The sequence below is a fragment of the Streptomyces sp. GESEQ-35 genome, from assembly GCF_017948485.1.
In the GTDB taxonomy this organism is placed as follows: Bacteria; Actinomycetota; Actinomycetes; order Streptomycetales; family Streptomycetaceae; genus Streptomyces.
This window is the reverse complement of sequence record NZ_JAFFSX010000016.1, coordinates 160199-173903: the sequence shown is the minus strand read 5'-3', so window position 1 is coordinate 173903 and position 13705 is coordinate 160199. Positions and strand designations below refer to the sequence as shown.

Here is a 13705-nt window from a genome sequence, read left to right as displayed (position 1 = left end):
GAAGAGTTCGCCGGTGCTCCTCCAGCCAGGCGTTGAGGGTGATCCAGTGCCCGAAGTCAGGGCATTTCAGCGCGGGCAGCGTTCAGCCGATCTGCGTTCTCCGATCGTCCGGCGGTCTGAAGCGGTGGTGGGACGCCTCAGAACGGGTACTGCGGCTGAGCCGAGCGGGCCGTGATCCAGCGGGTTTCGGTGAACGCCTCGATGTTCGCGGTGCCACCGAAGCGGGCGCCGGTGCCGGAGGCGGCGGTACCGCCGAAGGGGGCCACTGCCTCGTCGTTGACGGTCTGGTCGTTGATGTGGACCAGGCCGGTGGGGATGCGCTCGGCCAGGTCGAGGCCGCGCATCACGTCGGACGTGAGGATGCCCAGGGACAGGCCGTACGGACTCGCGGTGGCCAGGGCGACCGCCTCGTCGAGGTCGGAGAAGGCGCGGACCGGGGCGACCGGGCCGAAGACCTCCTCCGTGTAGGCGGGCGAGGCGTCGGTGACGGCGGTGAGCACGGTGGGCCGGTAGAAGAGGTCCTCGTAGGTGCCGCCGGCCACCAGACGGGCGCCGGCGTCGATGCTGGCGCCGACGAGACCGTGGATCTTGTCCCGCTGCCCCGCGTCGATGACCGGGCCCAGGGCGACCTCCTCCTTGGCCGGGTTGCCGACGGGGAGGTGCTCCGCCTTCTCCGCGAGCCGTTCGACGTACTCGTCGGCGATCGAGGCGTGGACGAGGTGGCGGCCGGTGCTCATGCAGACCTGGCCCTGGTGGAAGAACGAACCCCACGCGGCCGTGGAGGCGGCGCGCTCGAGGTCGGCATCGGGCAGCACGATCAGCGCGGAGTTGCCGCCGAGTTCGAGGTGGGCGCGCTTGAGGTGCTCGGCCGCGGCGGCGCCCACCTTGCGGCCGGCCGCGGTGGAGCCGGTGAAGGAGATCACGCGCACCTGAGGGGCCGTGACGAGTGCCGACCCAGTGTCGGCGCCTCCCGGGAGCAGTTGCAGCACGTCCTCGGGCAGCCCGGCCTCCTCGAACACTCGGCTGATCGCCACCCCGCCGGACACGGCGGTGCGCAGGTCCGGCTTGAGCAGCACGGCGTTGCCGAGGGCCAGGGCGGGTGCGACGGAGCGGATGCCCAGGACGAGCGGCACATTGAAGGGGGCGATGACGCCGACCACGCCCGCAGGCACCCGGCGGGCCAGGCTGAGCCTCGGCTCGCCGGAGGGCAGCACCTCCCCGAGCGGCCGGGAGACCAGGGCGGCGGCCTCGTAGCACTCCTGCGCGGCGATGCTCGTCTCGAAGGCGGCCTTGCCGGGAATGCTGCCGGCCTCCCGGACCAGCCAGCGCTGGATCTCCTCGGCGTGCAGGGTGAACAGGTCGCCGGCGCAACGGAGGACGGCGGCGCGTTCGGTGTACGGGGTGCGTGCCCAGGCGAGTTGGGCACGCGCGGCGCGTTCGGCGGCGGCGGAGACGTCCTCGGCGGTGGCGACGCCGATGACCTCCAGGACTTCACCGGTGGCGGGCTCAACGACCGGGGCGGTGCCGCCCGTCGGGGCCGTCCAGCCGCCGATGCCGGCCTTGCCGGACCAGAGCGCGGGATCGAGCAGGAACATGACGGCCTCCAGAGGGCGGGGGGCAATGGGGCTGGGAGTCGGGTCAGGGCTGGAACGTGCCCTCTGCCGAGACGGAGACTTCGAGGACCAGCGGCTCGGTGCGGTCCGGCAGGTCGGCGCAGAGGGTGTCGAGCGTCGCGCACAGGTCGGCGTACTCGGTGATCCGACGGGCCGGACAGCCGAGGCTCTCGGCGAGCCCGGCGACGCTGACCTCCTCGAACGAGGGCCACGGCGCTTTCCCGCCGTGCTGGTCGGCGAGCTTGTCCATGACGGCGTAGCGGCCGTTGGCGAGGACGACGAAGACGGCGCCGACCCCGTAGTGGGCGGCCGTCCACAACGCCTGGATCTGGTACAGGGAGGAGCCGTCGCCCACGACGGCCACCACCGGGCGCCGGGGCCGGGCCATCCGCACACCGACGGCAGCGGGCAACGCGAAGCCGAGTCCGCCCATCGCGGCACTGAGGAACCCGAGCGGCGCCCGGGCGGGCAGCAGGGCGTGCAGGTCGGGGCGCGAGGACGGGGTCTCCTCCACCACGACGGTGTCCATGGGCAGCCGCTCGGCGAGGGCGGCCAGGACGTGGGAAGGGGACAACGGCTGGCCGGGTGAAGGGGGTTGATGGGGCGTCGGCCGCATCGGGGTGGTCTTCTCCGGCGGCCCGCCGGGTGAGGGGGGCAACGGCTCTCCGGGCGAGGGAGGTTGATGGGCGGTCGGTCTGAGCGGGGCGTTCTCCCCCGGTGTCCCGGCGGGCAAAGGGGGAAAGGGCTCGGCGGGTGAAGGGGGTTGATGGGGCGTCGGCCGCATCGGGGTGGTTTGCTCCGGTGGCCCGCCGGGAGAGGGGGGCAACAGCTCCCCGGGCGACGGGGGTTGATGGGCCGTTGCCCTGACCGGGGTGGTCTTCTCCGGCGGCCCGCCGGGCGAGGGAGATGACGGTCCCCCGGGTGAGGGGGACAACGGCTCGGCGGGCGAAGGGGGTTGACGGGGCGTCGGCCCCGCCGTCGCGGTCTCCGCCGGTGTTCGCGGGGGTGTGCGGCGGGCCAGGCGGTTGCAGAAGTCGGCCAGGGGGGTGACGACGGCGAGTTCGACGGGGGAGTGGTGGGCCTCGGTCGGGTCGTCCGTGACCACGATCACGCGGGCGTCGGTCAACTTGCCGGGTGCGTAAGGGTATTGGCGCAGGAAGGGGGCGCCCACGCACAGCACCAGGTCGTGCGGAGCGAGTGCCGTACGCAGCCGGGGTCGGTCGGCGGGGAGGTGGCCGGCGAAGCGCCGGTGGTCCTGGGGGAATCCGGCGCGGGCGCCGAAGGGCTCCTGCCACACGGGGCAGTCGAGCCGTTCGGCGAGTGCGGTGAGGGCTCCCCAGGTGTCCGCGCCGTCGGCGCCCGCGCCGACCACCAGGACGGGCGCGGCGGCCCCGGACAGCAGATCGGCGACCTCGGCGACGTCCCCCGGGTCCGCGGCCGCCGATCGGCGCACGGCGGCCGGGGCCGCTATCGGCAGGTCCTCGGCCGGCTGCGCCCAGTCGTCCATGGGGACGAGGACCAGGGCCGGGCCACGGGCCTCGCGGGCGGCGTGCACGGCCCTGCCGATCGCGCCGGGCACGTCCTGGGCGCGCGCCGGCGTTTCCGCCCGTACCGGATAGTCCCCGGCCAGCCCTTCCAACCGCCCAGCGAGGAAGGGCTGTTGGGCGAGGTGCCGACGGTCCTGCTGGCCGACCAGGACGACCAGGGGCGCCCGGTTGACGCGGGCGGTGGCCAGCGCGCCCACCGCGTTGCCGAGCCCGGCGGTGGTGTGCAGCAGGACCAGCGCGGGTTCCTCGCGGGCCAGCGCCCAGCCGGTCGCGGCGCCGACCACCGAGCCCTCGTGCAGGGCCAGGACGAACTCCAGATCCCCGGGCAGGTCGGTGAGGAACGAGACCTCCGTCGAGCCGGGGTTGGAGAAGAGGGTCGTCAGGCCGTGCAGGCGCAGGACGTCGAAGGCGGCCTCGCGGACAGTGCGGTTCACGGTGGTCGGTGCCGTCATGAAAGCGTGCTCCGGCGGCTCGCGACCTGGCCGCCCAGGGTGACGTTCGACTGAAGCCAGGCGGTGAGCGCTTCGGTCAGACCGGTCTCGGAGTCGCCGGTGTCCCCGGCGGCCTTGCGGACCTCGGCGATCCGCTCGATGACCTTGCGGTGGTAGTCGCGGACCACGACCGCCGCGTGCCGGGGGTCCCGGGAGGCGACCGCGGCCACGATCCGCATCCGCTCCGGGTGGAGCGGACCGGTGACCTGTCCGAAGTCGCCGCCCTCGCCGCCGGACAGCTTCACGGCGAGCCCGACCTGCATCTCGGTGAGGAACCGGCACAGGGCGGCCAGCAGCGGGTTGTGCGAGATCTCGGCGAGCAGGACGAAGAAGTCCCGCAGCGCCGCGGCCGACCGCTCCACGCCCTCGGCGGCGGGGATGGCCTGGGCCGCCTCGCGCAGCCGGGCGATCTCCTCGTCCGTGGCGTGCTCGGCGGCGAGTTCGGCGGCGTAGGCGTTGAGCGCGCCGAGCAGACCGAGCGCCTCCCGGGCGCCGACCTTCTCGACCTGCACCACGGAGGCGATGGACACCGCGAGCAGGGTGTCGCCCTGCGCGGTGACGGTGGCCCGGCTGCCGTTGCGGGTGTTGACCAGGCCCATGGCGGTCAGCACCCGGATCGCCTCGCGGACGGTGGGGCCGCTGACGTCGTAGTACGCGGCCAGCTCCCGTTCGGCCGGCAGCCGTGATCCGTCGGGCAGGGTGCCGCTGAGGATCTGTGTGCGGAGGTCCTCGACGATCTGGTCGGCCACCCGGCCGCGGAAGATTTTCGCGGGGGTCTGGGGCACGGACATGTCACTCCCGAGCGTGTGCCGGACGTTCGGCGCCCGGATCTCCTATGGTGTCAACGCCTACAATTTAACCTACCTGGTAGGTTGAGGCAATGGTCTGGAGTCAAAGGTCGGGAGTCAATGGCCTGGAGCCGGCTCACCGCTCCGACTCGCTCGGCCGGATCAGCAGATGGCTCACGGCCGCACGGGCGGGGCGCGTGACGACGTACCCCACGGCGTCGGCGACATCCGCCGGGCTCAGCCGCTCGAACGGCCGCTGCTCGTGCAGTCGCGTGCGCATCTGTGCGGGCAGGAAGTCGGTCGCCACCGACGCCGGTTCCAGTACCGAGACGCGGACCCGGCGGCCGGCCAGCTCCTGGCGCAGGGACTCGCTGTAGGTGTTGAGTGCCTGCTTCGTGGCGGCGTACACCCCGTTGCTCTTGTTGACGGTGCGCCCCGACAGTGAGCTGATGCCCACCAGGTCGGCGACGCCCCTGAGGTCGTCCCGGGCGGCGGCGATCAGGTGCGGCAGGGCGGCGTGGCTGAAGTAGAGGGTGCCGAGCAGGTTCACCCGGATCATCTGTTCCCAGGAGTCCACCGGCGCTTCGAGCATCGGTCCCGGCCGGGTCGCCCCGGCGTTGTTGACGAGGATGTCCAGCCGGCCCAGGGAGTCGACGGTCCGCTCCACCGCATCGCGGGCCTGCTCGGCGTCGGTCACGTCCGCGGCCACCGGCAGGGCGCTCCCGCCGGCCTCCCGCAGCTTCACGGCAAGGGCGTCCAGCCGGTCCTCGCGGCGGGCCACCAGGGCCACAGTCGATCCCCGGGACGCCAGGTCGCGGGCCACGGCGGCGCCTATGCCGCTGGACGCGCCCGTGACCAGGGAAACCGTCCCCTTTAGTGCCATCTCGGTCATCTCCGGCTCCTTCAATTTCGACTAAAGCTCTCTACCTACCTTGACACAAACCTACTAGGAAGGTTTCTTTGAGGGGTAGCGACGACCGGATGTCTTCGACGAAGCGCGTGGCGGCCAGGCCGCAGACCCCCGACCGGACGATCGCCTTCGGAAACCACACCAGCCCGCCCGCGCGAGCCCCCGAGGCCGCGCGCGGATCACCGCACGGGCGTACACCTCATGACGGAGGACTGCGATGAAGATCGCGCCGTATGACGAGAACGCGTACAAGATGGACCATCCCAGGGGGACGGTCTCGTTCAACTACTTGCTGATGGGCGACCGCAGCAAGCCGTTCGAGAACTACCGCTACATCCTGGGCCGCAACGAGGCCGACTTCCAGATGCCCCGGCACTGCCACACCTTCGAACAGATCCGGCTGCCCGTGGTCGGCGACATGAACATCGGCGAGCAGGGCTTCCTGCGCGAGGGCGAGGTCGGCTACTTCCCCGAGGGCCAGACCTACGGGCCGCAGGACGACAAGCTGGAGGACCCCAAGCAGCTTCAGCTCGTGCTCCAGTTCGGCGGCGCCTCGGCCCTCGGCATGAGCGCCGGGCGCGGTCGCGGCCCGGACAACAAGGAGGCCCAGGCCGAGCGGCGCCCGGTGCGCGACCATCGGTTCCCCAAGCCCCGCTACAACGGCGTGGTGATCAGCAACCCGGACCACTTCAACTACCTGCCGGTGGCCGGCTGGCCGGGCGTGAAGCGCAAGCACATCGGCACCTACACCGAGCGGCAGTTCTGGATCGAGTTCGTCAAGATCGACTCCGGCGCGGAGTGGATCTCGGAGAGCACGGACGCCCGGCGGCTGACCGTGGTGCTCCAGGGCAAGGGCACGGCCGAGGGCACGGAGGTCGGCTGGATGGGGGCGGTCGAGGCCGACCCCGGCGACAAGGTGCGGTACGTCGCCACCGAGGAACTGGTGCTGTACACCGTCGGGTTGCCGCCCATCGTCGAGCCGGTCGAGCCGGACGACGACAAGTTCGTGACCGTGGCCACGGACGGCGGTATCCGCTTCGAGAACCCCAAGGAAGCGGACAAGGGCTGAGTGCACGACACCCGTCCACCCGCACGGAGAAGGCCAGTTACCCCGTGAAAATCGCCTCCCGGCGGACCCCCTTCGGCGATCGGCTCTGCTTCGCCGAAGTGGTTCCGCACCAACTCATCGACATCCAGGCCGCGTTCGTACGACGGCTCCAGACGGACGGCGTCCATCGGGACGACGCCCTGGCCCGCTCCCGGCTCGCCGTCCCCGGCGACCTCTCCGCGCTGCTCCAGGCGGATCCCCAACTCGCCACCGTACGACGCCTGTTCGACTGGGCGGTGGCGCAGGTCGGCACCGGCGTACTGGACGAGGACTGTCTGTGGTCCGACGAGCCGGGGCGGCTCGGTTCGCCCGTCGGCAGTCCGCGCACCGTCTGGTGCATGCTGGCCAACTATCCGCGCCGGCGGCCCGCCCCCGGCGAGGAGCCGCCGCCCCGGCGCGGCCTCCAGGGCTGCCTCAAGGCTCCCGGCGCGCTGGCCGGCCCGCACGACGACCTGCGGCACCCCGCGATCAGCGAACAGGTCGACCCGGAGATGGAGCTGGCGGTCGTCATCGGCCCCCGCTCCCGTCTCCTCACCACCGACAACGCCCTGCGCGCGGTGGCCGGTTACGTCGGCTTCTGCGACGTCGGTTCCCGGGACGTCTCGGACCGGGACAACAACCGTATGGACCGGGCCAAGGGCTTCGACACCTACGGCATCTGCGGCCCCTGGTTCGTCACCGCCGACGAGATCCCCGACCCGCACGCCCTGCGTATCCGCCAGTGGGTCAACGGCGAGGTGCGCCAGGACGGCAGCACCGCGGAGATGTTCCACACCGTTCCCGAGCAACTGGCCTGGCTCACCGCCGCCCTCACCCTCGCGCCCGGCGACGTGCTGTCCACCGGCACCCCGGCCGGCCACGGCGCCGTCAAGCCCGGCGACGTGGTCCGCGGCGCGATCGAGGGGCTCGGAGTCGTCGAGAACAAGGTCGTCCTCGACGACTGAGCAACGAGACGACCGAGCAACGGGACGACCGAGCAACGAGACGCCCGAGCAACGAAAGGCCGGCCAATGCCCCGCCCCCGTCTACAGATCATCATCGGCAGCACCCGTCCCGGCCGCCGCGGTGCGGCCATCGCCGCCTGGTTCCACGCCCTGGCCCTGAAACACCCCGGCTTCGACGCCGAACTCGTCGACCTCGCCGAGGTCGGGCTGCCGCTGCTGGACGAACCGCGCCCCCCGCAGCGCGGCCGGTACGAGCACGAGCACACCCGGCGCTGGAGCGCGACGGTGAGCGCCGCCGACGCCTATGTGTTCGTGGTGCCCGAGTACAACCACAGCTACAACGCCGCCACCAAGAACGCCCTCGACTACCTGGCCAAGGAGTGGGCCGGCAAGCCCGTCGCCTTCGTCGGGTACGGCGGTGTCGCCGCCGGCGCCAGAGCCGTACAGGCGCTCGTCCCCGTGGTGACGGCGCTCGGCATGGTGCCGCTGGCCGGTTCCGTGCAGATCCCCTTCGTCCGGCTCTCCTTCACCACCGACGGCAACTTCCAGGCCGCCCCCGGGCTGGACGAGAGCGCCACCGGCGTGCTCGACGAGCTCCAGCGGCTCACCGCGACGCTCACCGCCGCCCGGCCGACCGCCCCGATCGGATGAGCACCGGCCCGGCGATTCCCCCTTCCGTACAACTCACCCCCACTGAAGAGGAGTTGCAGACATGAGCGCACTGACTCTGAACCAGGCGTCCGAGATCGTGGACGCGGCCCTGAGCCACGCCCGCGAACTGGGGCTGCGCCCGCTGACCGTCACCGTCCTCGACCCCGGCGGCCATCCGCTGGTGGTCAAGCGCGAGGAGAAGGCCGGCATCCTGCGCCCGCAGATCGCCCACGCCAAGGCCTGGGGCTGCCTCGGCACCGGCCAGGGCGGCGCCGCCGGCGCCCGGCACGCCACCCGTGATCCCGCGTTCTTCTCCGCCCTCGCCGCGATCTCCGAGGGCCGCGTCGCCTCCTCCAAGGGCGGCGTGCTGATCCGCGACGCCGACGGCGAGCTGCTCGGTGCGGTGGGCGTGAGCGGCGACCGGCCGGACAATGACGAGACGGTCGCTGTTCACGGAGTGGAGAAGGCCGGCCTCGTCGCCGACGCCGGCTGACGGCCCCCCCACCAGGGCCGGGACCGGATCAGGACGGTCCCGGCCCGCAGCGGAAACGGATGTGACTCCTCCAGCACGAGCCGCATTCCCCGGCAGGACGCCGCCGCTTCTGCCACGGCATCGAACTCCCCAAACAGATAGCCGACGGGAAACACACGTACGTCATGGCAAAGACGCCGGAAGATTTCAGCGCGACACCCGACACCCCCGGGGACAAGGGACACCCCGGGACGGTCGATTCCGCCCCACTCGCCACCCGGCGTCGGGCCCAGGCTCTGGCCGTGTGCATCGCCGCCGCCTTCCTGACGCTGCTCGACGTGAGCATCGTGACCGTGGCGCTGCCCTCCATGGAGCACCACCTCGCCCTGTCGCCCGCGCAGGCGACCTGGTCGATCGCCGGATACACCCTGACCTTCGGACTGGCGCTGATACCGAGCGGCCGGCTGGGCGACGAGTTCGGCCGCAAAAAGGTCTTCCTCGTCGGGATGGTGCTGTTCACCGTCACCGGCGTGCTGTGCGCCGTCGCCACCACCGCCACCTGGCTCGTGGTCGCGCGACTCGCCCGAGGCGTCGCCGCAGGACTGGTCGCGCCCCAGGTGGTCGGCCTGCTGCACCAGATGTACCCGCCACGCGAGCGCGGCCGCGCCTTCGGCTACTACGGCGCGACCGTCAGCCTCTCCACCGCCATCGGCCCGCTCCTGGGCGGCGCCATCCTCCAGTGCTTCGGCACGGCGGACGGCTGGCGCTGGATCTTCCTCCTCTTCATCCCGCTCGACCTCGCAGTCCTGCCGCCGGCCCTGCGCCTGCTGCCCGAGAGCCGGCGGGCCGAACGGCGCAGCAGCCTCGACCTGGTCGGCGCCCTGGTGCTCGGCCTCGCCGTGACAGCCGTCATGCTGCCGCTGCTGGAGACCGGAGGGTGGTCGGGGCGCCGCTGGTGGCTGGCCTGGACGGGCCTCGCCCTGCTGGCCGTCTTCGTCCTGTGGGAACGCTCCGTGGCCCGCAAGGCACGTCGGCCGCTGGTCGACCTGAACCTGTTCCGGGAACGCGCGTACTGGGTCGGCACGCTGGTCGCCGCGGCCCTGTACGGCGGCTTCACCGGCATCTTCATCGTGCTGTTCCAGTTCCTCCAGCAGGGCCTGCACTACTCCCCGTTCAAAGCGTCCCTGTGCACCGTGCTGTTCACCCTCGGCTCCGCGGCCTGCGGCATCATCAGCGGCCGTCTGGTGCACCGCGTCGGACGCCCGCTGGTGATCGTCGGCACGGCCTGCACCGCCCTCGGACTGACGGCCACCGCGCTGGTCGTGGGCGGGTCCGAAGCCGGCGACAACATGTTCCTGCGGATGGCCCTGCCCCTGCTGCTGGCCGGCTGCGGGGCCGGACTGGTCATCGCCGCCAACCAGACGCTCGCCCTCCACCGGGTGCCCCGCCGCGAGGGCAGCACCGCCGCGGGCGTCTACCAGACCGGCATGAAGATCGGCACGTCCCTGGGGACCGCGCTGGCCAGTTCCCTCTACTTCGGTCAACTCCTCGCCAGCCACGGCGACTTCTCCGCCGCCGCGCGCACCGGCCTGCTGGGCGCCGCCGCCCTCGCCGCCGTCGCCTTCCTCGTGGCCCTGCCGGGTCTGACGCTGCGCGGCCGGCGGGACGGAGAGGCGGCGGTGGGTGCGGTGCAGGAGGTCGAGCCGGTCGGGTGAGCCGATCCATGCGGCCGGAAGGTTCACCGCTGTCCGATACGGCGCAGGAGCGCGGCGACCGCGGGGAGCAGTTCTCCGCGTGGGTGGATCACTCTCAGCGTCCATGTCGGTGGGTGCGCGGCAAAGGGGCGTACCGGTAGTTCGGGGAGCCGGGCGGCCAGCGACGGGGGCATGATGCACACGCCGAGGCCGTGGCGGACCAGGTCGCCGGCCGCCAGCAGGTCGTTCACCTCGAAGGTGATCGTGCGTTCCAGGGAGGCCGCACGGAAAGCCTTGTCGACGGCGTGCCGGACCGCCCAGCCGGGGGAGAAGTCCACCAGCGGCAGCCGGGCCGCCTCGGCCAGGGACACCGGACCCTCGGGCGGCAGCAGGTCCGTTGCCGGCGCGGCCACCAGGACCATCTCCTCCCGCGACAGCAGCCGGGTCGTCAGACCGCGCGGCAGCGGGGTGTCCAAGGCGGCCACGGCCAGGTCGACGGTGCCGTCGCGCAGAGCACGCGGGATGTCCTCGGCCGGGGCCTGACGCAGCCGAACCACCACGTTCGGATGTTCCCGGTGGAAGTCCGCCAGCGCCGCGGGGAGGCCGCCGTACAGCCCCTGAATCACACCGATCGTGATCTCTCCGCGCAGCTCGCCCCGGGCGAGGTCGACCGCGGCCCTGGCCTCCTCGGCGGCGCGCAGGGCGGCGCGGGCGGCCGGCAGGAAGGCGTGCCCCGCGGGGGTCAGTGACACCCGGTGGGTGGTGCGGTGGAACAGTGCCGCGCCCAGTTCGCGCTCCAGGGCACGTACGGTGCCGGAGACCGCGGACTGCACGACGTGCAGCCGCCGGGCCGCGGCGCTGAACCCGCCCTCTTCGGCGACCGCGACGACGACCTCCATCTGACGAAGATCCATGACCCTTCCCCTGGTTATCTCTCACACAGATAACCGTCATCTTGGATCATCTCCGCGGAATGGGAAACAACGACCCCGTCGGCCTGTTGGCAACCACAGGCGGTGAACGAAGGGCCGGCCGGCCCACCACCGCCCACGGAAACCACGTCAAGGATCGGAGTGCTCCGATGTCGGCGATATCGGCCACGCGCCCGCGTGCAGACCGCACATCCGCCCCGAAGGACCAAGCCCCCGAGCCGCCGTATACCGCTCGCCGGTACGGCGCCGGGTTCTGGACGACAGCCGCGGTGTTCGTGACGGCGATGGCGTTCTCCACCGTTCCCACGCCGTTGTATCCCCTGTACCAGGCGCATGACGGGTTCTCCACGTTCACGGTCACCGTCGTGTTCGCCGTCTACGCCGTCGGGGTGCTGACCAGCCTGCTGCTCGCCGGACACCTCTCGGACTGGCTGGGCCGCAAGAAGGTCATGGCATCGGCGCTGGCACTGCAACTGCTCGCCGCCGCACTGTTCCTGGCCACCTCCTCGCTCCCGGTACTGATCGTCGCCCGGCTCGTCACCGGTCTCGGCGTCGGCATGCTGACGGCGACCGCCACCGCGTATCTCCAGGAACTGCACAGCGCTCACCGGCCCGGCTCCTCGACGCGGCGGTTCGAAATCGTGTCGACCGTCGCCAACATCGGCGGCCTCGGCCTCGGCCCCGTCGTCGCGGGAGTACTGGCCCAGTACCTGGGTGCGCCGCTCCGGCTGCCGTACGCGGTCTTCGTCGTCCTGCTGCTGACGGGTGTGGCCGCCATTGCGCTGACGCCCGAGACGGTCCGTAAGCCCGACGTCAGGCCGGTCTACCGTCCCCAGCGGGTCGGGTCCACCCACGGCGTCTACGGCTATCTCGAGGCCGGCGCGGCCGGATTCACGTCCATGGCCGTGTTCGGCCTGTTCACCTCGGTGGTCCCCGGTTTCGTCGGCGGGACACTGCACCACCCGTCCCGCGCGCTGGCCGGACTGGTCGTGTTCGCGGTGTTCGGAGCGGCCGCGGTGGCCCAGACGGGCACCGGCCGACTCGGCGCCCGGACGCGCTGGTACGTCGGACTGCTCGCCCAGGCCGTGGGCATGGCCGTCCTGGCGGTCGGAATGCGCCTCACCAGCCTGCCCGTGTTCCTGCTGGCGGGGATCATCTCCGGGGCCGGCGCCGGGGTGCTGTTCAAGTCCGCCGTCGGGCACGTGGCCGGCGCGGCCGCACCGGCCCGGCGCGGCGAAGCCCTGGCCGGTCTCTTCTTCGTCTCCTACCTCGGCCTGGCCCTGCTGCCCGTCGGCCTCGGCGTCGCCAGCCGCTCCATGAGCGTGACCGACGCGACGACGTGGTTCACGGCCGTCGTACTCGTACTCCTCGCCGCCGTCGCCGTCCGCACCCGCCACAGCGGACCCGGCGCCGCGTCGGTAGGCGCCGGCAGCGCCCGTTGATGGCCATCAGCGCTGACCTCAGGAATCCCGCCGAGGGCACGGGAATGACCGTGCCGAACGGTGGCGTCAGGACTCGGTGCTCCGGCGGCTCGCCACCTGGCCGCCGAGGCCCACATGGGACCTCAACCGGGAGGTGAGGGCCTCGGTCATCCTGTTGTCGGACTCCGTCTCACGGTTCTTGCGGACGGGTGAGCGTTGACTTGAGGGAGCCCGCTGAGGGCGCGGGCGGGCACGGGAGTGACCGTGCCGAACGGTGGCGTCAGGACTCGGTGCTCCGGTGGCTCGCCACCTGGCCGCCGAGGCCCACATGGGACCTCAACCAGGAGGTGAGGGCCTCGGTCATGCCGTTGTCGGACTCCGCCTCACGACCCTTGCGGACGGATCGGATCCGATCGAGGACCTGCTCGTGGTACTCGCGGACCACCGCCGCCGCGTGCGCCGGATCCCGGCCGGCGACGGCGGTCACGATCCGTATCCGCCCCGGCTGGAGAGCGCTCGCGACCAGCCCCCAGTCCCCGTCCTGACCGCCGGACAGCTTCACGGAGAGTCCGATCTGCATCTCGTTGACGAACCGGCAGAGCGCGGCGAGCAGTGGGTTGTGCGCGATGTCGGCGAGGGTGACGAAGAAGCGGTGCAGCGCCGCGGCGGTCGCCTCCACGCCCTCCGCCGCGGGGATGGCCTCGGCCGCCTGCCGGAGCCGGGCGATCTCCTCGTCCGTGGCGTGCTCGGCGGCGAGTTCGGCGGCGTAGGCGTTGAGCGCGCCGAGCAGGCCCAGCACCTCTCGGGCGCCCACCTTCTCGACCTGCACGACCGAGGCGATGGACATCGCGAGCATGGTGTCGCCCTGTGCACTGACGGTCGCCCGGCTGCCGTTGCGGGTGTTGACCAGGCCCATCGCGGTCAGTACCCGGATCGCCTCGCGGATCGTCGGTGCGCTGACGTCGTAGGACGTGGCCAGGTCCCGCTCGGACGGCAGCCGGGAGCCGTCCGGCAGCGCGCCGCTGAGGATCTGCTCGCGGAGGTCCTCGACGATCTGGTCGGCGACCCGGCCGCGAAAGATCTTCGCAGGGTTGCGGGACGTGGGCATGTCACTCCCAGGGATCTTCGTGAGGC

12 protein-coding genes are annotated in these 13705 nt (G+C 72.1%); 6 read left to right on the top strand and 6 right to left on the bottom strand.

All coding sequences use genetic code 11. The features are described 5' to 3' along the window. Window positions 1–137: 137 nt before the first annotated feature. The 4 genes from KCH87_RS28605 to KCH87_RS28585 form a co-directional block, all read right to left on the bottom strand. Window positions 138–1595, bottom strand: a complete 1458-nt coding sequence (locus KCH87_RS28605; RefSeq protein ID WP_210589168.1) for a benzaldehyde dehydrogenase — start codon at window positions 1593–1595, stop codon at window positions 138–140. Between the two features lie 43 nt (window positions 1596–1638). Beyond that, window positions 1639–3612 (bottom strand): thiamine pyrophosphate-dependent enzyme, encoded by a 1974-nt coding sequence (locus KCH87_RS49340; protein ID WP_247196952.1) that lies wholly within the window; start codon window positions 3610–3612, stop codon window positions 1639–1641. Beyond that, complete coding sequence (locus KCH87_RS28590) at window positions 3609–4442, bottom strand: FadR/GntR family transcriptional regulator (protein ID WP_210589167.1); 834 nt, start codon at window positions 4440–4442, stop codon at window positions 3609–3611. Before KCH87_RS28590 ends, KCH87_RS49340 begins: the two co-directional genes overlap by 4 nt. Window positions 4443–4575: 133 nt before the next feature. Then, entirely contained in the window at window positions 4576–5331 is a 756-nt protein-coding gene (locus KCH87_RS28585; RefSeq protein ID WP_210589166.1) for an SDR family oxidoreductase, read from the bottom strand. A 235-nt stretch (window positions 5332–5566) separates the two neighbouring features. Here KCH87_RS28585 and KCH87_RS28580 point away from each other — a divergent pair, with 235 nt between their 5' ends. The 5 genes from KCH87_RS28580 (at window position 5567) to KCH87_RS28560 (ending at window position 10239) form a co-directional block, all read left to right on the top strand. Then, window positions 5567–6418 carry a hypothetical protein gene (locus tag KCH87_RS28580; RefSeq protein WP_210589165.1) on the top strand — a complete coding sequence of 284 codons (852 nt, stop codon included), beginning with the start codon at window positions 5567–5569 and terminating at the stop codon, window positions 6416–6418. Window positions 6419–6462: 44 nt separating this feature from the next. Then, complete coding sequence (locus tag KCH87_RS50495) at window positions 6463–7401, top strand: fumarylacetoacetate hydrolase family protein (RefSeq protein ID WP_210589164.1); 939 nt, start codon at window positions 6463–6465, stop codon at window positions 7399–7401. A 66-nt stretch (window positions 7402–7467) separates the two neighbouring features. Further along, complete coding sequence (locus tag KCH87_RS28570; RefSeq protein WP_210589163.1) at window positions 7468–8052, top strand: NADPH-dependent FMN reductase; 585 nt, start codon at window positions 7468–7470, stop codon at window positions 8050–8052. A gap of 61 nt (window positions 8053–8113) precedes the next feature. Further along, window positions 8114–8545, top strand: coding sequence for a heme-binding protein (locus tag KCH87_RS28565; RefSeq protein ID WP_210589162.1), 432 nt, complete (start codon window positions 8114–8116; stop codon window positions 8543–8545). 164 nt (window positions 8546–8709) lie between these two features. After that, on the top strand, window positions 8710–10239 hold the full coding sequence (locus tag KCH87_RS28560) for an MFS transporter (RefSeq protein WP_210589161.1): 1530 nt from the start codon (window positions 8710–8712) through the stop codon (window positions 10237–10239). A gap of 23 nt (window positions 10240–10262) precedes the next feature. On the opposite strand, the gene KCH87_RS28555 is transcribed toward KCH87_RS28560, so the two are convergent. Next, the gene (locus tag KCH87_RS28555; RefSeq protein ID WP_210589160.1) at window positions 10263–11132 is read right to left on the bottom strand and encodes a LysR family transcriptional regulator; all 870 of its coding nucleotides are present in this window, start codon (window positions 11130–11132) and stop codon (window positions 10263–10265) included. 167 nt (window positions 11133–11299) lie between these two features. Between KCH87_RS28555 and KCH87_RS28550 the strand changes: the two genes are divergently transcribed. After that, a complete protein-coding gene (locus KCH87_RS28550; RefSeq protein ID WP_210589159.1) occupies window positions 11300–12592 on the top strand; it encodes an MFS transporter in 1293 nt (430 codons plus the stop codon). A gap of 259 nt (window positions 12593–12851) precedes the next feature. Here the strand turns inward: KCH87_RS28550 and KCH87_RS28545 are convergent, their stop codons facing one another. Continuing rightward, window positions 12852–13679, bottom strand: a complete 828-nt coding sequence (locus KCH87_RS28545) for a FadR/GntR family transcriptional regulator (RefSeq protein WP_210589158.1) — start codon at window positions 13677–13679, stop codon at window positions 12852–12854. Between the last annotated feature and the right edge of the window lie 26 nt (window positions 13680–13705).